The 26195-nt window shown below is 51.5% G+C and carries 26 protein-coding genes; 3 read left to right on the top strand and 23 right to left on the bottom strand.

All coding sequences use genetic code 11. The annotated features are described in order from the left end of the window. Positions 1-2 precede the first annotated feature (2 nt). The 10 genes from NSS64_RS10830 to NSS64_RS10785 form a co-directional block, all read right to left on the bottom strand. Positions 3-854 carry a deoxyribonuclease IV gene (locus NSS64_RS10830; RefSeq protein WP_340993192.1) on the bottom strand — a complete coding sequence of 284 codons (852 nt, stop codon included), beginning with the start codon at positions 852-854 and terminating at the stop codon, positions 3-5. After that, entirely contained in the window at positions 844-1659 is an 816-nt protein-coding gene (locus NSS64_RS10825; RefSeq protein ID WP_340940291.1) for an Fpg/Nei family DNA glycosylase, read from the bottom strand. The genes NSS64_RS10830 and NSS64_RS10825 overlap by 11 nt, the downstream gene beginning before the upstream one ends. A gap of 45 nt (positions 1660-1704) precedes the next feature. Then, complete coding sequence (locus NSS64_RS10820) at positions 1705-2493, bottom strand: TIGR01457 family HAD-type hydrolase (protein WP_341140072.1); 789 nt, start codon at positions 2491-2493, stop codon at positions 1705-1707. Positions 2494-2786: 293 nt separating this feature from the next. Further along, entirely contained in the window at positions 2787-3737 is a 951-nt protein-coding gene (rnz, locus tag NSS64_RS10815; protein WP_341140071.1) for a ribonuclease Z, read from the bottom strand. A gap of 235 nt (positions 3738-3972) precedes the next feature. Then, the gene (gene metH / locus NSS64_RS10810; RefSeq protein WP_445667837.1) at positions 3973-7350 is read right to left on the bottom strand and encodes a methionine synthase; all 3378 of its coding nucleotides are present in this window, start codon (positions 7348-7350) and stop codon (positions 3973-3975) included. A 168-nt stretch (positions 7351-7518) separates the two neighbouring features. Then, a complete protein-coding gene (locus NSS64_RS10805) occupies positions 7519-7941 on the bottom strand; it encodes a FixH family protein (RefSeq protein WP_341140069.1) in 423 nt (140 codons plus the stop codon). A 279-nt stretch (positions 7942-8220) separates the two neighbouring features. Beyond that, positions 8221-9006, bottom strand: a complete 786-nt coding sequence (locus NSS64_RS10800; RefSeq protein WP_341140068.1) for an HAD family hydrolase — start codon at positions 9004-9006, stop codon at positions 8221-8223. 35 nt (positions 9007-9041) lie between these two features. Next, positions 9042-9569 (bottom strand): hypothetical protein, encoded by a 528-nt coding sequence (locus tag NSS64_RS10795; RefSeq protein WP_341140067.1) that lies wholly within the window; start codon positions 9567-9569, stop codon positions 9042-9044. A gap of 47 nt (positions 9570-9616) precedes the next feature. Continuing rightward, positions 9617-9826, bottom strand: coding sequence for a DUF896 domain-containing protein (locus NSS64_RS10790; RefSeq protein WP_036695465.1), 210 nt, complete (start codon positions 9824-9826; stop codon positions 9617-9619). A 109-nt stretch (positions 9827-9935) separates the two neighbouring features. After that, complete coding sequence (locus tag NSS64_RS10785; protein WP_341140066.1) at positions 9936-10352, bottom strand: LysM peptidoglycan-binding domain-containing protein; 417 nt, start codon at positions 10350-10352, stop codon at positions 9936-9938. A gap of 197 nt (positions 10353-10549) precedes the next feature. On the opposite strand from NSS64_RS10785, the gene lexA reads away from it, so the two are divergent. Both lexA and NSS64_RS10775 read left to right on the top strand, forming a co-directional pair. Further along, on the top strand, positions 10550-11176 hold the full coding sequence (gene lexA / locus NSS64_RS10780) for a transcriptional repressor LexA (protein ID WP_036695466.1): 627 nt from the start codon (positions 10550-10552) through the stop codon (positions 11174-11176). Positions 11177-11364: 188 nt separating this feature from the next. Then, complete coding sequence (locus tag NSS64_RS10775) at positions 11365-11703, top strand: L,D-transpeptidase (protein WP_076079347.1); 339 nt, start codon at positions 11365-11367, stop codon at positions 11701-11703. Positions 11704-11780: 77 nt separating this feature from the next. Here NSS64_RS10775 and NSS64_RS10770 read toward each other — a convergent pair whose 3' ends face one another. From NSS64_RS10770 to NSS64_RS10755, 4 genes are all read right to left on the bottom strand, one after another. Further along, positions 11781-11999, bottom strand: a complete 219-nt coding sequence (locus tag NSS64_RS10770) for a hypothetical protein (protein WP_036695468.1) — start codon at positions 11997-11999, stop codon at positions 11781-11783. Between the two features lie 114 nt (positions 12000-12113). Next, positions 12114-12335 carry a hypothetical protein gene (locus NSS64_RS10765; RefSeq protein ID WP_036695469.1) on the bottom strand — a complete coding sequence of 74 codons (222 nt, stop codon included), beginning with the start codon at positions 12333-12335 and terminating at the stop codon, positions 12114-12116. Positions 12336-12426: 91 nt separating this feature from the next. Continuing rightward, positions 12427-12786: a hypothetical protein gene (locus tag NSS64_RS10760; protein ID WP_341140065.1), complete on the bottom strand. Its 360-nt coding sequence runs from the start codon at positions 12784-12786 to the stop codon at positions 12427-12429. A 15-nt stretch (positions 12787-12801) separates the two neighbouring features. Then, positions 12802-13074, bottom strand: a complete 273-nt coding sequence (locus NSS64_RS10755) for a hypothetical protein (protein WP_341140064.1) — start codon at positions 13072-13074, stop codon at positions 12802-12804. A gap of 679 nt (positions 13075-13753) precedes the next feature. Between NSS64_RS10755 and NSS64_RS10750 the strand changes: the two genes are divergently transcribed. Continuing rightward, positions 13754-14341 carry a GNAT family N-acetyltransferase gene (locus NSS64_RS10750; protein ID WP_341140063.1) on the top strand — a complete coding sequence of 196 codons (588 nt, stop codon included), beginning with the start codon at positions 13754-13756 and terminating at the stop codon, positions 14339-14341. A 1341-nt stretch (positions 14342-15682) separates the two neighbouring features. On the opposite strand, the gene glnA is transcribed toward NSS64_RS10750, so the two are convergent. The 9 genes from glnA to NSS64_RS10705 form a co-directional block, all read right to left on the bottom strand. Next, positions 15683-17011: a type I glutamate--ammonia ligase gene (gene glnA / locus NSS64_RS10745; protein WP_036724635.1), complete on the bottom strand. Its 1329-nt coding sequence runs from the start codon at positions 17009-17011 to the stop codon at positions 15683-15685. A gap of 29 nt (positions 17012-17040) precedes the next feature. Next, complete coding sequence (locus NSS64_RS10740; RefSeq protein ID WP_019910684.1) at positions 17041-17451, bottom strand: MerR family transcriptional regulator; 411 nt, start codon at positions 17449-17451, stop codon at positions 17041-17043. Between the two features lie 276 nt (positions 17452-17727). Beyond that, the gene (locus NSS64_RS10735) at positions 17728-18261 is read right to left on the bottom strand and encodes an AAA family ATPase (RefSeq protein WP_341140062.1); all 534 of its coding nucleotides are present in this window, start codon (positions 18259-18261) and stop codon (positions 17728-17730) included. Between the two features lie 28 nt (positions 18262-18289). Then, entirely contained in the window at positions 18290-19543 is a 1254-nt protein-coding gene (locus tag NSS64_RS10730; RefSeq protein WP_341140061.1) for a methionine gamma-lyase family protein, read from the bottom strand. Between the two features lie 202 nt (positions 19544-19745). Beyond that, entirely contained in the window at positions 19746-21035 is a 1290-nt protein-coding gene (gene hflX / locus NSS64_RS10725; protein ID WP_341140060.1) for a GTPase HflX, read from the bottom strand. A gap of 32 nt (positions 21036-21067) precedes the next feature. Next, on the bottom strand, positions 21068-22042 hold the full coding sequence (locus NSS64_RS10720) for an AAA family ATPase (RefSeq protein ID WP_209880048.1): 975 nt from the start codon (positions 22040-22042) through the stop codon (positions 21068-21070). 90 nt (positions 22043-22132) lie between these two features. Continuing rightward, entirely contained in the window at positions 22133-22789 is a 657-nt protein-coding gene (locus NSS64_RS10715) for a YdcF family protein (RefSeq protein WP_076079355.1), read from the bottom strand. A 3-nt stretch (positions 22790-22792) separates the two neighbouring features. Then, entirely contained in the window at positions 22793-23347 is a 555-nt protein-coding gene (locus NSS64_RS10710; RefSeq protein ID WP_076079356.1) for a DUF402 domain-containing protein, read from the bottom strand. A gap of 158 nt (positions 23348-23505) precedes the next feature. Continuing rightward, positions 23506-26157 (bottom strand): transglycosylase domain-containing protein, encoded by a 2652-nt coding sequence (locus NSS64_RS10705; RefSeq protein WP_341140059.1) that lies wholly within the window; start codon positions 26155-26157, stop codon positions 23506-23508. Positions 26158-26195 lie beyond the last annotated feature (38 nt).

The following is a 26195-nucleotide window of genomic DNA, read 5'->3' as shown; positions in this document are numbered from 1 at the left end:
TCTCAATCCTCCCCCGACTCAAACCAGGTCCTCACAGCAGCAATCTCCGCTCTGTGCGTGCCATCCGGTCCCTTTTCTGTTTCCATAACGATCACTTTATCAGCCAGGGCCTCCATCTTCACAAGCTGGCTAAGCGCCGCTCCCCCGATATATCCGCTGCCGATTCCGGCATGTCTGTCCCGCCGGGAGCCGTAGGGAAACCGGGAGTCATTCAAATGCACAGCCGCCAGATTCGCCCAGTACCCCAGCTGCTCACCGCGTGCGATAAGCTCCTCCGTCTGCTCCGGGTTCCAGATGCCCGCAGCGAAAGCATGGCAGGTATCGAAGCAAAAGCCGATCTTCTCCGGGTAGCGGCTCAGCTCACGGACCTTGACCAGCTCTTCGGGCGTCATGCCTTCATGCCCATGATTCCCTGCCATATTCTCAAGCAGCAGCTTGGTTCGTCCCGTCCAGTCTGCCAGTACCTCGTTCATGCATTGTATAATTTTTTGATAACCCTGTAACGGCTCCATCCCGGCAAAATGTCCGAAATGCACCACAATGCCCACCGATCCGCACGCCTCGGCAATCTCCAGATCGTTGCGCAGGGAGGCAATCATCACCTCTCTGTCGCCCGGGCCGGCAGCCAGATTCGTCGGATACGGGGTATGGGCAATGGAAGCCATTCCCTGCTCCCGGCAGTATTCTGCGCAGCTGCTTGCATCGCGGTAGTCTACCGGCTTCAGCTTCAGACTGCGCGGATTCTTCGGAAAATACTGAAAACATGTAGCACCGCTCTCCCTGGCGGACCGGGCAGCCTGCCCGTACCCGCCGCGTATGCTGACATGTGCCCCTATGAAGGGGCTATGCGTCATGCTGGCAATCCGGGCAATAGAACACCTTGCGTCCGGACAGCTCTGTCTTCACTATGGTTCCCCCGCCGCGCAGGCAAGGCTCGCCTTCACGGTCATACACTTTACAGGCATCATTATAAGAACCGGTCACCGTATCGCCGGTCATGAACGGCATTTCCATATAACCGCCGATTTCAGTGGCCTCCGTTAACACCTTACGCACGCTGTCGTACAGCCGGGTCACCGCTTCCGGTGACAGATTCTGAACCAGCGTAGACGGAAGCAGACGGGCTTCATAAGCAATCTCGTCAGCGTAGCAGTTGCCGATTCCAGCCATAACATGCTGGTTGACCAGCAGACTCTTCAGCGCACCGCGCCGTCCCTTGAGCAGTCCGGCGAAGCGTTCGGCCGTCATCCGGCGGTCCAGCAGCTCCGGTCCAAGCTTCCCCATTGCCGCTTCACCTTCCTTAACAGACAGCAGATGGAGATACCCCAGCCGCAGTCCCATGAAGTAAAGGATATGCTCACCGAACGCAAGCTCAACCTGTGTAGTACGGTCAGGACGTTCTTCCTCTGTACCATAGAACAGTAGTCCGCCCAGCATCAGATGCAGCAGCAGTCTGCGGCCGTCATGCAGGTGGAAGAGGATATGCTTGGCGCGGCGTTCCACGAATACAATTCGTGCCCCGACCAGCCCTTTCACGAATTCTTCAGTCTCCATATTGATGGTCTTTTCTCTATTTACGGTTACCCCTGTAATGGGTACGTTTATTAGATGCTGGCTAAGCAGCTTTCTGTAATTCTCCATTTCCGGCAATTCCGGCATATTGTCATCTTCCCTTCTTGGATGGTCAAATGGTCACCTTTGTCATTATACACCGAGCAGTACCATAAGTTCAGCTAAATCAGTACAAATTTCATCAGGCTTGACTCCGGTCAGCTGCTGGTAATGCTCCAGATTATCCCGGGTTGTAAGTCCCGTAAGCACCAGCACAGTCCGGCAGCCTGCATTGGCACCCGCCAAGATATCCGTTCTCATATTGTCACCCACCATCACCGCATCCTCCGGCTTGATGCCGAGCAGAGATGTCGCATATGTCACCAGGTGCGTCTCGGGCTTGCCGATGACCACGGGCGCCACTCCGCTGGCTGCTTCAATAGCTGCACCTATCGTACCTGCACCGGGCATCACTCCGTCATCGGAGGGAAGCATCAGGTCGGGATTGGTCAGGACGAATCTGGCTCCTTCACGAATCCAACGCGAGGCGCGGGCCAGTGCTTCATATGTAAAAGAACGGTCGATCCCCTGCACGACAACCTGCGGATGCTCGGAGACCAGGGTTAGCCCTGCCTCTGTGCAGGCTTCCACCAGCCCCTCTTCTCCAAGTATCGCCACGGATGCTCCCGGAGATTCTCCGGCAATGTAACGGGCCGCAGCCAGCGCTGAAGTGCAGACCTCCTCGGGCCTGGCTTCAATGCCCATTCCGCACAAATGTGCAGCTACACTCGCCGGTGTTCTGGAAGAGTTGTTCGTCACATACAGGAACGGAATCTCCGCCGCACGAAGCGCTGCTATCAGCCGCTGGGCCCCGGGAATCATTCTGCCGCCATGATACAACGTGCCATCCAGATCAATTAACAAGCCTCCGATATTGTTCATAACTCCTCCTGCCGATTCGAATTAAGTGATTCATCTTATTTATTATTAACCCTATGAATTATATTTCAGAGCAGCGGCAGCTTCTCCGGGAAGCGCGCTGTGAATGGATTTATTGCCCGCCTGCCTGCGATTTTTAGCCGCTTCGTTTCGGCATTTTCTCTACTGCTTCGTACGCTTAATCCTCAGCTTTTACTTTAAATTTAACGTTCTTCGTCGAACGCTAGCGAACTCCTGCAGCGCCCGGCTATTTTTGGCACAGCCCTGTCATTTCCTGCGCTTTCCCGGAAAATAATTCAGTCCGCAGCGTCATTTCCAGGGGTTCTCCGGTAGACCGGGAAGGTGCAGAACTCCTCTGCCAGCAGTGTATTCGGGAAGATCTCCTGTGCTTCCTTCAGCAGCGGAGCGAGCTCCTCCTGCGAAGTGTAACGCGAGCTGAAGTGGGTCAAGATCAGCTCAGCCCCGCCTGCATCCCTTGCCAGTTCCGCAGCCTGCTGTGCCGTGCTGTGATGATATTGATGAGCCATATCCGCCAGGCCATGGGCAAATGTCGCCTCATGAATAATCAGATCGGCATCCTGCGCCAGCGGCAGCGAGCCCGCACAAGGCCGGGTATCTCCCAGAATAACTACGATGCGTCCGCGCTTGGGTGCATGAATCACCTCGGCCGCCCGAATCAACACGCCTTCTTCGGTAGTGATATCCTCGCCTTTTTTTAACCGGCCATATAATGGTCCCGGCTTCAGTCCGTAGCTCTTCAGCAGTTCTGTATTCAGATTACCCGGACTGTCCTTCTCCGTTACCCGGTAGCCATAGCTGTCAATCCGGTGCTCCAGCAGTCCCGCTTCCACCTTGAAGGTCTCATCCTCAAAAATCAGCCCGCCGCTGTGCTCCACAATCTCCAGCTTATAAGGAATGCGGGACTGGCTGACAGATAACGATATGTCAAGATATGCCTTGAGCCCGGGAGGTCCGTACACCGTAAGCGGTGAAGTCCCGCCCTGGTAGCCCCTGCTGGAGATGAGTCCGGGCAGGCCAAACAGATGATCACCGTGCAGATGGGTGATAAACAGCTTCTCCAGCTTGCCCAGCCGCAGCGGCGAGCGCAGAACCTGATGCTGTGTCCCTTCCCCGCAGTCGAACATCCAGAAGGTCCGCCGTTCTTCAAGCAGCCGGAGTGCAACCGACGTCACATTGCGCTGCAGCGTCGGCACCCCGGCATTCGTTCCGAGAAAATAGATTTCCATTATGCCCCTCCCCTCTCTCATCCTGATGTCTTTATTATTTTTTGTGATCTTGTCTGTTCTTATGACAAGAATTCTACTCTGTTTTTGCTGCAAAAGCATCTTTTCTAGTGGAAACGGCTTTGCCGTATAGCGTGAACATATAAATTCTTATATTTGCAGCAAAAAACCTCCCGGTAACGGGAGGTTCCGAAAAGTCGGGGCATAGCCCCTTCTGACCGGTAAGCATGCGGAAGGCTCAGAGCTTCTCCACATTGAAGTACTGCGCTTCAGGGTGGGCAAAGACCATCGCCGAGACCGAAGCCTCCGGCTCCATCATGAAGCCCTCGGTAAGCTGCACGCCGATATCCTCAGGCTTCATGAGCTTGAATAACGGCCCCTGATCCTCCAGATCCGGGCAGGCCGGGTAGCCGAAGGATACACGGATGCCCTGGTAACGCGCGCCATGTCTTTGCTTCATAGTCATATCTGCCGGGTCCGGGAATCCCCAGGTATCGCGCATCATATGATGGACACGTTCAGCCAGACCCTCCGCGACCTCAAGAGCGACTGCCTGCAGAGCATGGGAACGGAGATAATCACCCTTATCCTTAAGTTCAGTCGATAATTCACGGACACCATGTCCCGCAGTAACCACCAGGAAGCCAACATAGTCCATGACTCCGCTCTCCACTGGCTTCAGGAAATCAGCAAGGCAGAGATACGGCTCCACATTCTGGCGCGGGAAGGTGAAGGTATGCAGCACCTTGGCCTGATCCTGCGGATCATAGATCAGAATATCATTCCCGCGTGACTGGGCCGGGAAGAACTGATACATCGCATGCGGCACAATCGTGCCTTCCAGCATCGCCTGATGCAGAATATCGTCCACGGTCTCTTTCAATTCTACCGTACGCGGGTCCCGCGCTGCCAATTGCGCCTCTACAGAGCCGCGCAGACCGAGATGATGGCCGAGCAGCATCTGCATATTCACATAAGGAATCACATGTCCCAGCGGATAATTCCGCAGGACATGACGCTCCAGATCAGGCGGGATGAACACCGGAGCATCAGCCGAGATTTTGGAGCGGACTGCGCGCGTAAGCTCGGGCAGCGGCGCTTGCGGAGCGACAGCTACGGCAGCCTCAGCCTCCTCGCGGACCTCCTCCTCAATCTTCACCCGCTCCAGCGGGTTCATCAGCCGGTTGGCGATATCCAGACCGTCCATGGCATCCTTGGCATATAAGACGAGCCCGTCATACTCCGGACGGATTCGGGTCTTGGTGAATTTGCGGGTCAGTGCTGCACCGCCCACCATAATCGGCACATCAATCCCGGCGGACCGCAGATCCTGCGCAGTCAGCACCATCTGCTGCGCCGACTTCACCAGCAGTCCCGACAAGCCGATGGCGTCAGCCTTTTCCTTGCGGAAGGCTTCAATAATATTCTCTGGCGGAACCTTGATCCCCAGATTGACGATCTCATAACCGTTGTTGGAGAGAATAATCTCGACCAGGTTTTTACCGATATCATGCACATCACCCTTGACGGTCGCAAGCATGATTCTCCCCTTAACCGAGGTCTCATCCTTCTGCATGAACTGCTCCAGATGGCTTACAGAGGCCTTCATGACCTCCGCACTCTGGAGCACCTCTGCCACGATTAATTCATTGTTATTGAACAGCCGTCCGACCTCAGACATCCCCGCCATCAGCGGTCCATTAATAATCTCCAGCGGAGGCGAGGTCTTCAGCGCTTCATCCAGATCCGGGATCAGTCCCTCCTTAGTGCCTTCTACCACATAGGAAGCTAGGCGCTCCTCCAGGGAGAGATTGGAGATCTTCTCCTTCTTCTCGACCTTTTTGCCGCGAAAAGCCGCCACGAACGCTGACAAGGTGTCGTCATTCGTATTATAGATCAGCTCTTCTGCGAGCTTGCGCTCCTCTTCAGGGATCGATGCGTACCGCTCCACCTTCTCGGTGTTCACAATGGCATAATCCAGACCGGCCTTGGTGCACTCGTACAGGAATACTGAGTTCAGCACCTCGCGGCCGGCTTCCGGCAGACCGAAGGAGACATTACTAATCCCGAGAATCGTGTGAACAGCAGGCATAGCCTCCTTGATCAGACGGATGCCGTCAATCGTCTCCTTCGCGGAGCCGATATACTGCTCATCCCCGGTTCCAACAGGGAACACAAGGGTATCGAAGATCAGATCCTCGGGAGCCAGACCGTATTTGTTGACAAGCAGATCATAGGAACGTCTGGCAACCTCAAGTTTGTCCTTAGCCAGGATGGCCTGACCGGTCTCATCGATGGTGCCTACTACAATCGCTGCTCCGTATTTATGAATCAGAGGTGTGACATGCTCGAATTTCTCTTCACCATCTTCAAGGTTAATGGAGTTAATGATCGCTTTACCCTGACAATACTGCAAGGCCAGATCAATGACCTTCGGGTCCGTCGTATCGATCATTAACGGCACCTTGACCTTCTTCACCACCAGCTCCAGGAACCGCATGATGTCTTCCGTCTCATCCCGGTCCGGGTCCTGCACGCAGACATCAATAACCTGTGCGCCGCTCTTCACCTGGGCACGGGCTATCTCCGAAGCTTCCTCATATTTCCCCTCGACGATTAGACGCTTGAACTTCCGGGAACCGAGGACATTGGTCCGTTCACCGACCATATACGGACGGTTCTCACTCTCCACGTACACCGGCTCTATCCCCGACAAAGCCGGAGGATGCTGGCCGTCAAGCTTACGCGGCGGGTAAGCCGCCATCACTTCAGCCATCGCCCGGATATGATCAGGAGTCGTTCCGCAGCAGCCGCCGGCAATGTTCAGCCAGCCCTTCTCAGCGAAGCCGCCCAGCTTACGGGCCAGAGAATCCGGGGATTCATGATAATTCCCGTTCTCATCCGGCAGACCTGCATTCGGGTAGCAGCTGACGGCCGCTGAAGAGATCGCGGACAGCGAACGGATGTGATCCCGCATGAACTCCGGTCCGGTAGCACAGTTCAGTCCGATGGACACCGGCTTCAGATGCTCCAGCGAAATATAGAAGGCTTCTATATTCTGACCGGCAAGTGTAGTTCCCATAGGTTCAATCGTTCCTGAAATCATCACCGGCAGTGTAATTCCGCTCTTCTCGAAGGCGTTACGGATGCCAATGCTTCCAGCCTTCACGTTCAGGGTATCCTGGGATGTCTCCAGGAGCAGCGCGTCCACCTTGCCGTCGATCAGGGCAACCGCCTGTTCTTCATAGCTGTCTATAAGCTCCTTGAAGGTGACTCCCCCGGTAACGGAAAGCGTCTTGGTGGTCGGTCCCATAGCTCCTACAACATAACGCGGGCGCTGCGGTGTATCATATTTATCAGCGGCATTACGTGCAAGTCTGGCGGCTGCAAGGTTAATCTCCCGGGCACGGTCCTGAATATCATATTCGGCAAGCACCACTGAAGTGGCACCGAAGGTATTCGTCTCAATCAGATCTGCACCGGCCTCCAGGTATTTCTCATGAATGTCCTGAATAACCTCCGGCCGGGTCAGGACCAGCATTTCATTACAGCCATCCAGGTCATCCCCGCCGAAATCCTCACCGGTGAGCGGCACCTGTTGAATCATGGTACCCATAGCTCCATCTAGTATCAATATGCGCTGCTGCAAGCTCTCAGCAAGTGTGTATTTAGCCACTTTCCATCCCCCCAGTGAAACATTAGAGTAATTTTAGCAGAATAAAGGGATTTCGGAAAGCCTTCCTTTCCACCCTGCATTATTTGTATTTCATTGATTTCATTTCTTTTAAGGCGCTACCACCAGTTGCTTGCTTGGCATGGAATGCTGCGTCCGGGCAGTCACATGTGAAGTGACACTGAATTCGCCTGCCTCTTCAAAGGTATATTCCCCGACATAAGCCCCTTCTCCAGCACTTTCACCCGTGATTTCAACCTTCCGGGTCTTATCCGCTGCCTCGTTGACTTCAAACATTACTTCTCTCGCATCATCAACCGGTTCACCGTCCTGTGTCACCACAGCCTTGAAGCTAACTGCCGTACCTGCGGTTACTTCCTCCGGGGTCCAGCTCAGCTCCACCTTAATCGGTGACATGGAGGAATTGGCCGCAGCATGCATCTGCATCTCATCTTCCTTATTCCCCGAGCATCCGGCTAGCGTCATCCCCATTATAATGCATATAAGTCCCCTGCGTATCCTTGGCTTCATCATCTGAAGTCCTCCCGGTTCATAGGTAGATTCTTCTTCATCCACGAACATATCAATTCTATATTACAATGAAAGTCAGATCGCTGCTCTTCTTATTATACACATTTTATTCAATTTGCCTTAAAGAAGCTGCATGATTCACTCGTTAACATGAGAATAGTCATATCTTTGATGGTGCGCACATGGGTTTTCAAATAAAAAAGTAAAGAGCAACAATTCTCCAGTGACGGGAGGACCGTTGCTCTTTGACCTTTTGCAGTTTTAAAAACACAGATGTTTGAATTATAGGGAGTCTACCAGCGGCAGAAGCTCTGAAAGATGGCTGATCTGGTAATCCGGCGTAATCTCCGGGTCCGAAGCTTTCGCGTTGCGGTTGATCCAGACCGTGGTCAATCCGGCAGACAAGCCGCCAAGAATATCTGTCGTAAGCTTATCGCCCACCATTATCCCTTGTTCCGGAGTAATATCCAGCAGTCCGAGCGCATGCTCGAAGATTCCCTTGTCCGGCTTGCCTTTGCCGAAGCTTCCCGAAATTACAATGTGGTCAAAATACGGGGTAAGCTCCGGCACACCATCCAGCTTCTCCTGCTGAAGGGCCGGGCAGCCGTTCGTCAGCAGCAGCAGCTTCACCTTACCGCGCAGTTCGTTCAGCACCTGAAGTGTCTCTTCATAGATGTAGGGACGGCTACGGCGCTCAGCGGCGAACTTATCAGCCAGCTGTGCAGCCAACGCTTCATCCTCTACCCCGAGTGCGGCGAGGCCGCGGCGCCAGGATTCCTTGCGGTAGACGGGGGCAAGCTGTTCCAATTGACGGAACTCCGGCTGCTCACCGGCAGTGAAGTTCGCCCACAGCGCTTCAAATGGGTTAATTCCGATCAGCTTCGTGAACGGATACGTCTCATAGGATTCATAGAGGGCACGGGCTTCTCTGCGTACAGCAGCTTCCAGCTCCTGCGGATCAACGGAATCTCCAGCAGCCTCACAAGCATAGCGGAAGGCTTCTTCCACACTGCGGTCATCCCACAGCAGAGTATCGTCAAGGTCAAATAGTACGGCGGTAATCGGCATTTGTTCTTCCACTCCCTATATGCTGGTCTGTCTTCCTATTCGTGCACAACCTCAATGTTGTTGTTCTTGGCGAACTGCTCCAGGCGTTCCCCCATCGCAGCGGTGTCATATCGGTTAATCAGCTTGGAGAAAATCCACTGCTTGCGCTTACCCTTATACTTAATAGTAACTACACTGCGCGATAAAGTGATCTTCTCAATATCCGCCGCAGCCAGGAAGCGTTCGCGGTTGTATTTAATAGTAGAGATACGCGCACGCTCAACCTTAAGGAAGGGACGGCGGAAGAACAGCAGCGCAGCAAGCAGGAAGTACAGCACTACACCCAGCCAGTTGGCCAGAATCCGGCTTCCTTTGGCTTCGTCAATTGAGCCGACCACCCAGAACATGATGCCAAGCAGCATCAGTACAACGGGGAATACAATATTGCGGCCTTTGAAAATATCGATGCTTTTCGCAGCAGTCTTAGTGCTGGAAGTGTAAATGGAGTCCTTCCCCTGCTTCTTTCTTTGCTGGTTAATTTGCTTGGTGTTGCGTTGAACCATTCTTTCCCAAGAACGGGCCATGTAAGTTCCCCCTAGTCATCCTGTATTATCTATGAAAAGGCAACAGGCTAATGCTTAAGTCCGTTATTGCCTTCTTCATGCTCCGGATTGTCCACAATTTCGATGGTATCAAGCTGGGCCCGAAAGTTAGTGCGGATATTCCCCAGGTAAATCTCGCGGAGCTTGGCACGTTCAGCCAGTTCCTCTTCATTCAGGCCGCCGTTCTTAGCTTTGCGTGCCAATTCATTGATGCGTGCGACCAATTCGTCAATATTCAATACGTTTCCCTCCCTCTAAATTCATTTTAACTTTGCCATGAGAAAAAGAGCTTGTCAAGGTCTACCCCCTGAAAGCTCTCCGAGTCGATCATTAGCCTGCTGCATTCCTTCAGTATAAAGGTAAAGTCAGAATATCTCCGGCCTTAATGAAGCTGTTCTCCAAATGATTACTCTTCATTATTCCTTCTATATATACGGCTGTCTTCATGTCCTCAGGCTTGTTGCTTAACGCAATACTCCATAAGGTATCCCCGCGTTCGACTACGATCCGCTTATCCGGCTTCATTGAAGAGACCGAACCGGCAAAAACATTCCCCACCACAGTGAATCCCGAAATAACAAGCATCAGCACCAGAACCAGCTTCATCAGGCTGACCTGACGGAATAGCGATGATAGCGCAGAGAGACTATGAAGAATCGCCCCCTTGATCTTGGTTACATTACTATGAGCAGTTGGATTACCGGGAGCGGACACCTTGATATCCTCATTATTGTAGATGCTGTTGTATGTACTATACTTTAACATGATTATCATCCTCCAAACACATGTTCTTGCTTTCGAAAATAATATAACACGAACATGTGTTTCGATCAATAGTTTTTTCGGAACATTTGTTCTCTTTATTTCCGTTCTCTTATTTTCCTCATTTTAGAACTTATGTTTGTACGAACGGAAGTTCTATGTTATAATTTTCCCAAACATAGTATATGGGGTTGATACCGATGTCAAAGATTTCTAGTCGTCAGCTGGCGATCCTGGAATTTATACGTAATGAAGTCCGCAGCAAGGGTTATCCTCCGTCCGTCCGCGAGATTGGCGAGGCTGTCGGACTGGCCTCCAGTTCCACCGTGCATGGTCACTTGGACCGGCTTGAGAAGAAGGGCCTGATCCGGCGTGACCCAACGAAACCGCGTGCCATTGAACTACTCGGCCAGGAAGATTCAGAGAATGTGCATCAATTCGTCCAGACCGTTACCCGCATCCCGGTAGTGGGTAAGGTTACAGCTGGTGTTCCTATTACAGCTACAGAGAATATCGAGGATTACTTCCCGTTGCCTGCTCATTATGTAGGCGATAACAAGGTATTTATGCTATCTGTCCTTGGTGACAGTATGGTGGATGCCGGAATTATGAACGGGGATTATGTCATCGTGCGCCAGCAGCAGACTGCCGACAACGGCGATATTGTTGTAGCGATGACCGAAGAGGATGAAGCAACTGTCAAGACCTTCTACAAAGAACGGGATCATATCAGGCTGCAGCCGGAGAATCCGGCGTACGAGCCTCTCCGCCTCAACCGCGTTACGATTTTGGGCCGGGTCATCGGATTATTCCGCGATATCCACTAATCTACTCCCCGCTTAAGAACAGGCTGCTCCGCACCATGCGAAGCAGCCTGTTGTATGTTCACTTCACTTCGTATAGTGGCCAAAAAGCCGAATGAGAACAAATGTTTGCATTTGGCTTTTTGGCCATTTTTTCTGCGAACCGCTGCATAGCTCCGCACATATCCTGTTACAAAGGAGTGCTGATCTGTATGCCCAATTACCGAATTATCGTCGATCTGTCACAGCGCATGCTGTACCTGCTGGATAATGACGTTGTCACCAGAGGCTTCCCTGTCGGCATCGGCAAAATGTTAACCGTCTCGCCTGTAGGCGAATACACCATCATTAACAAACAGCCCAATCCAGGCGGCCCGTTCGGTGCATTCTGGATGGGACTGTCCAAGCCGCATTACGGCATTCACGGAACCAATGACCCCTCCTCCATCGGCCATATGGTCTCTCACGGCTGTATCCGTATGTACAATGCAGATGTTCTGGCTCTAGCCGCCCTCGTTCCCATAGGTACCCGTGTCACCATCCGAGAATAGGAGTCACAAAAACCCTTGAGACGCCAGATTGCGCCCCAAGGGTTCCTGTGACTCCTATGAATTAGAGAGGATACAGACTACAGCACACTTCTCAACAGACGGATAGCCACTGTATTCAAACGAATGGCCTCGCGGATCGATTCTCTGGCTGCCAGCAGCTCTCTTCTGGCCCGCGAACCTCTAGGCACTCTACGCAGATTCTCATTGATTTCTTCCAGTCTCTCCAGCAGGACAGCCCGCTGTGTCAGCAGGACATTAATGGCTCTGCGAATCCGGTTACGTTCTCTTTGGCTCATCTTTACACCTCTTTTACACTTGGATAGTATAAGAGATGCCAAGAATGGCTCCAAAGATTGTGTGATTCGGCAGTAATGTTAGTTAGAGCTGCAGGTAGTGGGCAGCGAATCTGCTTACTTCTTGTTCAATCGTACCCGGAATTCAAATTCATCGCGTCTATAAGTCATTCCGGCCAGCACAATGTACTCCGGTGTCCATTTCTGTACAGGTCCGGCATAATCAGCAATCACATGCGGTTTGCCATCAACCAGCTGAACGACGTAGACCTGTACCTGTGCCAGTGCGGCAGCGAATAGATCAGCATCACTGGACAGTACTTTATAAGCCGTATTCAACTTCGTTCCTCCTTGTTCCACAACCATATTAAAGATTCCGTCTCGAATCTATTCAATTATACCGGGTCATGGAACAATATGTAAACCATATTTACAGCTTAATAAAAAGGATTTTGAACAATCCAATATACTTCTTCGTGGCCCCGCCATCCCGGGTAAAAAAATTGGTATTCTTAAGGTCCGGTACACTGAATACTGAGAACAAAATGTAGTTATCCCTCACGGTCAAAGACTCAATTACAGGCTGGGCCACCTGCTTGGTAATTCCGTCGCCTATTTCCTGACCGAGCGTATTTTCCAGATTCTTTACAGAATATTCACTGAATGCTTCCTTTCCCGGATTCGTAACCGCCATCACAATCAGAACAAGGATAAGGACCAGTAACGACTTACCGCCCGATCTCCTGCGGACTCTGCGTGCAGGGCTTGGCGCATCATAACGCGAATTCATTCTTTTCCCCCTCTACTACAGAATATATAGTATCTCTTGCAGCATGACCCCCAGCGGATTCAACATCATCCGGTACACGAACAGCATCCCACTGCTAATACCACTGCCCCCGACATCCATGCTGCTCCAATTCCACACCGGCAGAGGCGGCGCATCCAGCCCATATTGCTCCATAAGCCTCGCTTGGGTCTCCGCTGGCACAGCCGCTCCTTCCGCCCCAGCCACCGGACCTATCAACGCCAGGATGAGCATCAGCGAAAGCATAATCTTATATGTATTCTTCATCATCCGCTCCCATAACTCCCACTAGGATTCTCTTCTGGTTAAGTATATAGGAGATGGAATAGTATGTAAAATGGATTGATCTGAAGTTATAATTCCTTTATATTATGATGTAAGGGCTTTGCTCAGTCGTCATCTTCACTCCTCTCCCCCATACTAAAAATCGGGAGAGTTTTTTTATGTAGGAGATAAATGTATGAATGGAAATAAAGTTATCCTCATTCTTCTGTCCATATCCATACTGGGTGTAATCCTTTACTTCGGAATAGCTTATGGACTGCTATGGTATGCCTTCCGGTCCCCGGTTCCCATTGAAGAATAATCTATAAAACCTGGGAGGGAACGTGAATGGATTTTCGCTTAAGGCTATGCCGCTCATCCAAGGTGTTCTGATCAGCGAATATTCGCCAGAGATCCTCCCTACGATCAACCAACTTACAAAGCAGCTAGGCACATACTACGCTTGGTGGTAGTAGGCGCCTTTTTTATAAACATACTTCGGAATAACTTATATACTAATGTAGCAGATCTTCCGCCCCCCGTTTGACTTTGAACAATAATCTTAGAACTACACCATCTAAGTAATGTCATCATGTTAAGATTACTTATAATCAAAAAGCACCTCCAAAATATATATTTCATGAGATAAACTTATAGAATCGTGATATTATTTGGAGGTGTACTTATGCGAAATATAGATTATACAAACTATTATTGGCAAGATGATGAAATTAGATTGCGTTCAATAGAGGCTGAGGATTGGGAAAGTATATATTTAACTGCATTCGATACCCCTGCCCGTCGTTTTCTGGAATGTACTATTGAATTGCCGCCTACAATCTCGGATGCGAAGAAATTCGTTGAAGAGAACGTTGAATTTTCATCCACTAATGGCCGAATCATGTTTACTATTGAAAATATGAATGGTGAAACGGTAGGTGGTATTAATCTAAACAGCATTGACGAGAGGAATGGTACTTTCAGCATAGGTATTGTAATTGATCATCCCTATCGAGGTAAGGGTTACGGTACCAGGGCAGTGCACATGCTCTTAAAATATGCATTTTTCGAGCGTAGACTTAATAAATTTAATGATTATGTTCTGGACGCAAATAAGGCATCGGCTGCTATGCTTAGAAAAGTAGGATGCGTTCAAGAAGGAGTCCGACGTCAAATCTTCTATATCAATGGTAAATATCATGATTCTATGTTGTTTGGTTTAACAAAGAATGAATATAGGAATCTTCATCATAAGGATCACCAAAATATATAATCATACATTAACCTAATCAGAGACGTTCAGTTCCATATACCAACAGCAGTCCGGGATTTATTTCTCGGTAAAAGAGAGCTGTTGGTTTTTTATATTAGAGTTTGTTGAGGTGATCAAATTGAAGAAATACAACAGATCTGAAAAAGTCATTATTGGAGTGCTGCTTGGTATGACTGCTGTGCTAGCTTTAGGAAGCCTGTTCTTTTGGTATGTCTTCAGCACAATATAAAATAATCTCCTAGCTGCCGCCAATTGTATTCGGTTTTTTGCATACATTGGGCCTGGTCGTCTACGTGACACCCATTGTATTCGGTTTTTCGCATACATTTGGCCCTCATGTCCTCGCCACTGTCCAATGTATTCGCTTTTCCGTATACACTGGGCCTTGTCACCTCCCCGGCGATCCATTGTATTCTGTTTTCCGCATACATCCTGGCCCCCACATACGTAAGAGCACTAGATCCCCGGACAGATGTAAATCATACTCTCTAAAAAAATATAAAAAGCCCCCAGCGTGTATAGCGACAGGGGCTGCTTGTATCCTAGTAAAGCGTCATGTACTGATCTCTTTCATTTTTTACGATCATTTTTAATTATCCTATAGCTTTCTATTTTATGGATTGAGCTTTCATTTATCTATTTTTGATAGTTTTGTCTGTTGTAGCATTAGCTTGCCTACCTGGTACCTCTTTCGCAGATAATGCCCAAGCCTCTTTCTCAAAACAAAAGCTATAACCATAATGGGTGACGTATTTAATAGTCGGGATACGTACTTATTAAGTTCCGTCGAAACGTACACATTTAATTATGATAAAAGTGATGGGAGCTTTTTGAGATTTTATTTGGTAGACCAAAACCACAAAGGAACGAAAATAATAATATATTCGCCTACCGCTCCTGTCCCCGCAAAAAGAGACAGTGGCTCCAATTCCCCTCTAATTTGCAGGGGCTTGGTGGGGATTGAACAATTTTCGAGGAGAGGTTGGTTAACCCGCCCCTTTATTGAAGTGTAGTAACTACGTCCACTCCATATTGATCCCAGGAACATATTCTGTTATATGTCAAATCAATAGGAGGCAGCTACTATGTCTTGCCCGAAGCATCGAAAAGTAATTGTCGTAAAACTGCACCCGGGTCAAAAAGCGATTATCGTTTGTAAGCATAAAAAACGCCGGCGGCATTGCTAAGATGAATTACAAGGGGCTGTTCCAAAAGCCATGAAATGGCTAATGGGACAGTCCTTTATTTTGGAGTAGAACATCGTTAAAAACAAAAAGAAATCCTCCCGCGTCCACATACAAAAAAGCTCCCGGCGCTTAGAGCGCCGGGGGCTACTGTATCCTAGTACAATGTCATGTACTGATCTCTTTCCCACTCGTGAACCTGGGTCCGGTAGATGTCCCATTCGATTTCCTTCAGCTCGTAGAAGTGGGCCAGGGCGTGTTCGCCGAGGGCTTCTGTGATCACGTGGCTGCGGATCATTTCGTTCAGGGCTTCCTTCAGATCGGCTGGCAGACTTGGGATGCCTTCTTCGATCCGCTCTTCTTCGGACATCACATAGATGTTACGGTCGATAGGAGCCGGAAGATCGAGCTGACGCTTGATTCCATCCAGACCTGCCTTCAGCATAACAGCCAGTGCAAGGTAAGGGTTAGCCGCCGGGTCCGGGTTACGAACCTCAACGCGTGTGCTGAGTCCTCTCGAAGCCGGAATACGGATCATCGGGCTACGGTTACTTGCAGACCAGGCTACATAGCAAGGTGCTTCATAACCAGGCACCAGACGTTTGTAAGAGTTGACAGTCGGGTTAGTGATCGCTGCAAAAGCACGTGCGTGCTTCAGAATCCCCGCCATGTAATAACGGGCAGTCTTGCTAAGGCCCAGCTTATCGCTCTCATCGTAGAACATATTCTCTTTGCCTTTGAACAGGGATTGGTGAGCGTGCATACCAGATCCGTTCATACCGAACAGCGGCTTAGGCATAAAGGTTGCATGCAGGCCGTGATGGCGGGCTACCGTCTTCACGACAAGCTTGAAGGTCTGAATCTGATCCGCTGCCTTGATGGCATCGGCATATTTGAAGTCAATTTCATGCTGGCCGGAAGCCACTTCGTGGTGGGAGGCTTCAATTTCAAAGCCCATCTCTTCCAGTGTCAATACGATTTCGCGGCGGCAGTTCTCCCCAAGATCCATTGGCGCCAGATCGAAATATCCACCCTGGTCATTCAGCTCTGTAGTCGGATTGCCCTTCTCGTCTGTTCTGAACAGGAAGAATTCCGGCTCCGGTCCGACATTCATAGCTGTAAAGCCCATTTCTTCCGCTTCCTGCAGACAACGCTTGAGGATACCACGCGGGTCTCCGGCAAACGGTGTGCCATCCGGCATGTACACATCACAAATCAGACGTGCCACACGGCTGTCAGTCACCCAAGGGAAGATAACCCAGGTGCTCAGGTCCGGATACAGATACATATCGGATTCTTCAATCCGCACATAACCTTCGATGGACGAGCCATCGAACATCATTTTATTGTCGAGTGCTTTTTCAAGCTGGCTTACCGGAATCTCTACATTCTTGATCGTTCCCAGCAAATCGGTGAATTGCAGGCGAATAAACCGGACGTTCTCGTCCTTGGAAATGCGCAGAATATCCTCTTTAGTAAAGCTCACGTTACCCTCTCCCTTTCAACAGCTCTATATTATTTATTAAAAAACCGGGATAGCTCACCTTGGATCAGAGACACTTGTCCCGGTCTTTTACCGGAAACCAGCTCCTGCTTCAGCAGACGGTGAAGCTGCGAATCAGACAACTCTCTACGTCTCACCTCTGTGTCAGGGGTAATAACCGTAGCTTCTTCAGATTCCTTCGAGACAGGATTCATCACCTGCTTGATGCCGGCAATATTAACACCCTTCTCAATCAACGCCTTGATCTCAAGCAGACGTTCCACATCATTAAAAGAGAACAAACGCTGGTTGCCGGAGGTACGCGCAGGTACGATCAGGCTGTGCTGCTCATAATAACGAATTTGTCTGGCGGATAGATCTGTTAACTTCATTACGATTCCAATCGGAAATAATGCCATATTTCTGCGGATTTCATCACCCATGACTCATCCAACCTTCCAATGATCTTTTTCTCATCTCATTGTACATTTCCTTATATGGCGTGTCAATGGTATGTGAGTTTTTCTCACAAGATTTCTTTCACCCATTGTGAGATTAACAGATCAAAGTGTCCGATGCATGGGATTTGGTTCCCCGAAGTATATCACAAAGAGCAATCCGCAGGCAAAATCCGCCCACATAACAGGGCTTTAGTTCCGATGACGAAATAGATGCTTTGCGGGGGCCTTAAAGGCTTACTGTACATGTTTCATGGCATGTCACGCTTCAACGACCCATTCCCCTTCTCCAGCCGGAGTCTCGAATCCGTTCAGGAAACGGGTCAGAATCTCCTCGGTAATGGTGAATGCCGCATTGGCATCCATCCGCTCGCTTCTTAACAGGAGCCGCCGCCGTAGCTCTTCAGGCTGTACCTTGAGGAAGATCACAGCCCATTTCCCGCCATACTCCCCGATCAGATGCTTGTAATCATCCCGGCGCTGCCGCTGCCAGAAGCTGAAATCCACCACCACATGACGCTTCGCCTGAACCAGCTGCACCAGCTCTTTGCGCAGCTTGCGTTCCGACTGTTCCTTCAAGGATTCGTACTCCTCCTCAGGATAATCTATCCCGTAGCGGCCATATGTACTCCAGATATCCTCATCGATGGACAGCCGGACGAACCCTTCATGCTCCAGCTTAAGCGCAAAAGTCGTTTTGCCCGAACCCGCTACTCCGCACATCATGACGACTAGTGGAGCCTTGTCCGCACTCCTTTTCTGCAACAATCCCTCGATTGCTTCTGCTTCGTACATCGGCCTCTGCCTCCTATGTGTTCGAGAACTACAGCAGCTTGCGCTCCCTCATGCTCTGAAGAGCCATTAATACCCCGTATTTGACATGAGAATAGGTTAATCCGCCTTGCATGTACCCGATATACGGTGCGCGGATGGGCGCGTCGGCTGACAGCTCCAGGCTTCCGCCCTGGATGAATGTCCCGGCAGCCATGATGACTAGATGCTCATACCCCGGCATGTCCCAAGGCTCAGGCACGACATGGCTGTCTACCGCTGCTGCGCGCTGGATACCTTGTACGAAGGCAATCAGATGCTCGGGTCCGTCAAAAGCCACCGCCTGAATCAGATCCGTACGCGGCTCATGCCAGGCAGGCTTGGTGGTGAAGCCGCAGCGCTGGAATACCGCCGCTGCGAAGATACTTCCCTTCACAGCCTGTCCCACCGTATGCGGGGCCATGAACAGGCCTTGATACAGGCCGCGCGTCGTGCCGAGCATCGCTCCTACCTCACCGCCGATTCCAGGGGCAGTCAGACGGTAGGCCGCCAGCTCCACCAGCTCTGCACGGCCGCAGATATAACCGCCGGTCTCGGCGATTCCGCCGCCGGGATTCTTGATCAGCGAACCGGCTACCAGATCAGCGCCAACCTGCGGCGGCTCCAGCGTCTCGGTGAACTCTCCATAGCAATTATCCACGAATACGATCACATCCGGCTTAATGGCTTTTACCCGCGCTGCCATCTCGCCAATCTCAGCGACCGTGAAGGAGGAACGCCAGTCATAGCCGCGCGAACGCTGGATTCCGATGACCTTGGTCTTGTCATTTATTGCTAAGGCGACCTCCTCCCAGTCAACCTTCCCCTCTTCTGTCAGCGCTGTCTCCCGGTAGCCGATGCCGAAATCCGCCAGAGAGCCGCTCCCGTCTCCTGGCTTCCCCACCACCTTGTGCAGCGTATCATAGGGGCGTCCTGTAATGTACAGAAGCTCATCTCCGGGCCGCAGCACACCGAACAGAGCGGTTGATATGGTATGAGTTCCTGAAGCGAAATGCGGCCGGACTAGCGCAGCTTCCGCACCGAATACTTCAGCATAGACCAGATCCAGCACCTCACGCCCCCGGTCATTGTAGGCATAACCAGTAGAACCTGCGAAGTGAAAATCACTCACATGCTGACGCTGGAAGGCTTCGATCACCTTCCACTGATTATGATCCACAATCCGGTCCAGCGCCTTGACTGCACCTTCAATTTCAAGCTCTGCAGCTTCCGCTGCCTGTAATAAATCCTCTGCAAATCCTGCCATGTCCCCTTAATCTCTCCTAACATTCTGTATAATGATGCCCCGCTTCCGCAAGTGATGTACAGCCTGATAGGCATCGATTCCTGGAAAACCCGCACAACAAAGCCTGCCTGGATCAATATCCGAAGCAGACTGTTGCTATGCGGGCTATGAATGCTTCCTATCTTAGCGGTTCATGCCAACTCCCAGCGGGTCAGATAAGCCATTATTGCGGCTCCACGAATTCAGCCAGCTTGTAGCTCCATTTATCGTAATCCTCTTTATTCAGCCTCACGTTATAGAGTACATCGCTTCCATCATAATCCTGTTCAAGCACCTCGCCCACCCGGTAGAGCAGAGAGGACAGATCCCCGCGGTCACCGGGAATGCGGAAGATTAGAGTATCCCCGGCCAGCTGATCGCTGATGATCTCCGTGATCCGTGAGAGGTCCTCCTCATTAAAAGCACTGATCTTCAGGAAGCCCTCACCGGTCGGGAGCATCTCCAGCTGCTCCGGCTGACACAGATCGATTTTGTTGAACAATACGATCTGCGGCTTGCCTGCCGCGCCCAGATCCTGCAGAATACTCTGAACGACCTCCATCTGCTCCTCACGCATCGGAGAAGAGGAATCCACCACATGCAGCACCAGATTGGCTTCATTCACTTCCTCCAGCGTAGCGCGGAAGGAGGCTACGAGATCATGCGGCAGATTCTGAATGAAGCCGACGGTGTCCGTAAGCACGACCTCCTTGCTGCCCGGAAGCTGAAGCACACGCGAGGTCGGGTCAAGGGTAGCGAACAATTGGTTCTCGATGTACACATCGGCATCGGTCAGCTGCTTCAGCAGCGTGGATTTGCCCGCGTTGGTATAGCCTACCAGTGCCACCTGAACCGCACCGCTCTTGCGGCGGTGTTCACGGTGCAGCTCACGGGTCTTGACCACCTCATCCAGCTGGCGCTTCAGCTCGGTAATCCGGTCACGGATATGCCGGCGGTCCGTCTCCAGCTTGCTCTCTCCGGGACCTCTCGTACCAATTCCGCCTCCCTGACGCGACAGATTCTTGCCTTGCCCGGACAGGCGCGGCAGCAGATAAGACAGCTGGGCCAGCTCTACCTGGATGATCCCTTCCCGGGTCTTCGCGCGTCCGGCGAAGATATCGAGAATCAGCTGTGTGCGGTCAATGATTTTGAGATCCAGTGCCTCTTCCAGATTACGCACCTGCGCCCCGGACAGCTCCTGATCGAAGATCGCGGTATTCGCGCCAAGCCCGTCAGCGGCCATCCGAAGCTCTTCCACCTTACCCTTACCGATAAACCACCTGGAATCGGGGGTCTCCTTATTCTGCCGCAATACATCCAGCACCTCTACCCCGGCGGTCTCTGCTAATTGTACCAGCTCCTGGAGCGAGAGCTCAGGGTCGATCCCGGTGCGTTTGATCTTGTCAGTTACCAGACTGACAAGAATCGCCCGGTCCTGCACTTCTGTCTCTGTGTCATGTGTTGTAGTTGCCATTCGTTCCATGCTCCTCATCTATTCTTCCTGGACTATCCTTTGAAATCCTCGGTCCGCAGCGTCATCAGCTCCTGCTTGCCCGGACTTGTACTCTCATACTGGTTCAAGAGCCGCACAGCCTGTGCGCGTACCGCCTTCTCAATACTGTTGCGTACATACCTTGCATTGCTGAAAGCATGCAGACTCTCTGTCTTCTCCATAAGCAAATGCTGCTTGAGTCTGAGTATGGCCTGCGGCATCAAAATATAATCACGGTCCTTGGCCATCAGCTCGGCAATCTGCAGCAGCTGGTCGATGGTATAATCGGGAAATTCAACCTGGATCGGAAACCGCGAGGGCAGACCCGGATTGCTCATCAGAAAATAGTCAATCTCGCCGGAATACCCGGCCAGAATCAGGACAAACTGGCTGCGGTGGTCCTCCATCGATTTCACTAAAGTGTCGATGGCCTCCTTGCCGAAATCCTTGTCTCCGCCCCGGGCCAGACTGTAAGCTTCATCGATGAAGAGAATACCGCCGAGCGCTTTTTTTACCAGATCCCGCGTCTTCTGGGCAGTATGTCCGATATATTCGCCTACCAGATCTGCGCGCTCTACTTCAATCAGATGCCCTTTGCTGAGCACACCCATCCGCTGGAACAGCTTCGCCACAATCCGTGCAACCGTGGTTTTGCCAGTCCCCGGATTGCCCTTGAATACCATATGGTAGGCCTGGCCTCCGGTGGCAAGTCCGGCTTCACTGCGCATCTGGGCCACCTGCAGCAGGGCATAGATCTCGAAGACCAGCTCTTTGATGTTATCCAGACCTACAAGTGCATCCAGCTCCCGGCTCAGCTCCTGGAACAGTCCGCTATGGCTGCCGGGCTTGGGAGCTGCCGTGCCGCCTGCGCTATCAGCCGGCAAGCCGGACACCGGGGCCGGAGCCTGATTATTCAGCACAATGTTAATCTGCCTGGACGGTCTGCGTTCTTCCCGTCCGCTGCTTGCCGCCGCTACATGTCCGTTCACCTAGTTCACCTCATTATACAGGTCTGACTTGCTCTAACCAGTCTATTCCAGTATAAAAGGCGTTATTAGCAGTTTTGGAAATTAGCAGATTTACAGCGACAGCTCCTGCAACTTCCATTTGGTGTAGGCCAGAATCTCGCGGGACTTATACTTAAGCATCGACATCACTTTAGACTCTGTGACGCCAAGCTCCGGGTTCTTGTACCCCAGCTTATGCGCAATTTCCAAGGCGCGGCGGCCATGGAAATCATGGGTAATCACGACGGCTGAAGACAAGCCCTCCTGCTGCATGACTGTCTTGCTGAAGAGCAGGTTCTCGTAAGTGCTGGTAGACTGGTCCTCCAGATAGATCACCTTATCCGGTACTCCATGGGCAACCAGATACCTCTGCATGCCTTCGGCTTCTGTGTACTTATACTCCGGCTGATCCAGCCCTCCAGAGACAACAAAATGGCTGAATGCACCAGACTTGTACAGCTCAAGCGCATAATCCAGCCGTTCCTTCAGCCCGGGACTCGGTTCATCCCCCCACATCGACATCCCCAGAATAACTCCGGCGTCCGCCTTCACCATGGGCGAGGTGGTTGCTGCACTGTTAATTCTGTTAAAAGCTACTCCGCACCAGATGAATCCGGCCACAATCAGTACCAGCAGCGAAACCGCCAGCACCCGCTTTGTACGGTGATGGCGCTTGCGCGACACTTTACGGATCGGGGATGAACCCCGATGATAGACATACCAATCCATAATCTACTTCCTCCTAAATTCTCCGTGATGAAACAATTCGGCACGATGCTTCAGTGAAAGGGAGAAATACGGAAAGGCATGAGCGTCTATCGCACGCAGTATTGCATTGGCTGTTGACCAGGCTAACTGGTAATCACTGTCCGTGATATCTTCCCGCTCCAGCGCTTCCTCCAGCTCATCCTCATCCAGCAAAAACACTTCACCATTCCACAGTACTACAACATCCAGATACAGATCGTCGAACCAGGGAACCCCTTGATCTGTCACACCCTGGACCTTGCAGGTATCAATGTACCACTGCACAATATTTTGCCGTTCATCAAACATGGCCGTCACAATATAGTGGCTGTCCTTGGGAAAATACTGCAGCCATGAATATCCCTTGTCCGCAATGCGGTATGTATGCCTGCCGTAACTCTTCCATAGCGGCTCCTTCAGCCCGTATATAGTGTAGAGTGTGATGTAACCGCTGAACTCCCGGGTCTCCACATAGCGGCAGGCAAAATGGCGGCGGGTAATCCTGCGCCAGTTGGCCCGGTCTCCGAATTTACGTTTCATATGAATAACCCTCTTCTGATAATGGTGCATTCAGCTTAACACATTTTGCAGAGACACTCAAAACAAGAATACCCCGACATCCGGCAATTCTGCATAGCGCAGAGCTCCCGGAGCTGTCAGGGTAATCGTTCATGCTATGAATTTGACTTCAAGTCAGTCTAATGCACATTGCCGGGTCCTTCAACAAAACCGCTGCCCGGATCACTTGCCGGATCGGTTCCGGCATTCGGGTCAGGGATGATTCCGGGATCAACCGTACCGGTTGTCGCCTCCGGTGTCGGTAACGGCTCTGGCGTGGCAGGCGCAGGCGGCGGTGTCATCTCAGGCGGGGATGTGGCGGCTCCGCTGCCGTTATCCCCGCCTTGACCATTGCCGTTATTACCTGGACCGTGATTGCCTGGACCATTATTACCTGATCCGTTATTCCCAGGTCCATTGTCTGGCGGATTGCCGCCGTTCTCTCCATTTCCGGAATCGCCGCCGTTATCGGGGCTATCCGTAGGCAGATTCGGGTCAGGCGTCATCTCCGGCTCAGGGGTCTGAAGCTCATCCTGGACGGACACCGTTATAGTCTCAGAAGGCTCGCTCTCCTGATCAAGCTCCTGATAATATGCAGTAACATAATATTCGTAAGACAGTCCCGGCATCGCACTGATGTCCCCGATATTCGAGGCCATGGTGTTCATGAGCGGGGTGAAGTCTGCTTCAGACGTCTCGCGGCGGTAAATACGGTATTCTACCCCGCTGGCCGCAGCAGGATTCCAGCTCATATTGACCGTCATCGTGGATGGATCATACGCAGCCTGGAAGCCCGTTACCGCCGATACCGCTTCAGGCGTCGGCGTAGCCTCTACCTCTGGAGCAGCGCCCTTCGGTACCGGGAACTGTTTGGCAGGTACACCTTCGAGCGCCTTCTCCATGACCTTGCCCCAGAAGGCAGCGGCCAGCGGACTGCTGTTCTTCAGCAGATGGGTCTTGCTCGGCTTGTCGTAGCCCATCCATACCGCTGCCGTCCATTCCGGCGTATAGCCGACGAACCAGACATCACGGTTCGAGCTGATGCCCTTATATCCGCTTTGTGTTGTACCGGTCTTACCGGCTACCGGACGGTTAATTTTCGCTTTTTTACCTGTACCGTCCTGTACAACACGCTGCATCATCTCTGTCATCTGATAGGCCGTCTGTTCACTCATCACACGGTCTGCCTTGGTGTTCGCCTTGTAGACGGTCTTGTCATCAGCGTCAGCTATAGACTTGATCGAGTATGCCTCCCGCAGTTCTCCCCCGTTAGCAAAGGCACTGTAGGCCTGGGCCATCTCCATCGTGTTCGTTCCCTCACTCATCCCGCCGAGGGCGAGCGACAGGTTCTTGTCTTCATCCTTCAGGTTGATGCCAAGCTTCTTGGCGAACTGGAAGCCGGTATTCACACCGATCTCATTCAGCAGCCAAACCGCCGGAATATTCTCCGACTTCGTCAGCGCATCGCTCATACTGATCGACTTCGAGTACCCGTGCAGATTGTTCGGGCAATATTTGCCGAAGCACTGCTTCTCATTGCTCAGCATGGAATCATTTGTGAATTTGCCGGATTCCAGTGCCGGTGCATAGGATACCAGGGGCTTGAAGGCAGAACCCGGTGAGCGGCGGCTGCCGTCAATCCGGCTGTAGCCTTTTTTCTCATAATTACGTCCGCCCATCAAGGCTACGACGCTGCCGTTCTCCTGATTCACAATGGTCATCGAGCCTTGTACCAGCTCATCGTCCACACTTTTCTCGAAGTTATCACTGTCGGCAAAAGCATCCTCAATCGTCTCCTGGGCATGCTTATCCATAGTTGTATAAATCTTATACCCGCCGATGTTCAGATCATCCTCGGTCAGCCCGAATTTATCCTCAGCCTCACCAATCGCATAATCAATGAATGCCTGGTAACGCTGCTTCTTCTCAGGCGGCTTGTAGTTATAATCCACAGCCTTCGCCTCGTCCATCTGCTCCTTGGTAATCAGCTTCTGCTCATACATGAGTTGAAGCACTACGCCCCGGCGTTCCTTCGACAGCTCGGGGTTACGCAGCGGATTATAGCGGGACGGCCCTTTGGGCATTGCAGCCAGAGTGGCTATTTCCCAAAGCTCGAGTTTATTCAGATCGCTTTCCCCAAAATAACGGATGGAAGCGGCCTTGATCCCGTAAGTGGTTCCGCCGAACGGAATCCGGTTCAGGTACATCGTGATAATACTCTCTTTGGATTCTTTCTTCTCCAGTGCCACGGCAATGGATACCTCGGTCGCCTTGCGGAAGAAGGTCTTGTCACGGGTGAGGAAGATGTTCTTCGCCAGCTGCTGGGTAATTGTACTCCCGCCTTCTACCATACTGCGGGCCGCAATATCCTTAACGGCCGCGCGTCCGATGGACCAGAGGTCCACCCCGTTATGCTCGAAGAACCGTTTATCCTCGGTGGCTACGAATGCTTTAACCAGCATCTGGGGAAGATCCTCATATTCCACCGGATCGCTTTTCTCCAATGACAGCTCGCCGATCAGGTTCCGGTTCCGGTCAAAAATCTGTGTCGGCGGATTGATCGTCAGCTTATCCCTGTTCTCCTCCAGCAGCTTCTGCCCGTTCAGCATAATGAACAAATAGCCGCCCAGCGCACAAAAAATAGCCAGCGCAACTGAAAAAAACAAACTCCACAGCACACGTTTTTTGGTTAAGAATCTTTTCTTTTTTTTCTTCGGCTTCCCTTGGGAGCTTGGCGGCTGACTTCCTCTGTTTCTGTTACCGCCACTCCGGGTTAACTGGTCTCTGGACATGCTGCCTCCTGACTCCCTTAACGGAAAAAACATAAATG

Source organism: Paenibacillus sp. FSL H8-0122, assembly GCF_038005345.1.
Classification (GTDB): Bacteria; Bacillota; Bacilli; order Paenibacillales; family Paenibacillaceae; genus Paenibacillus_AQ.
This window is presented reverse-complemented; position numbering and strand designations above follow the sequence as displayed.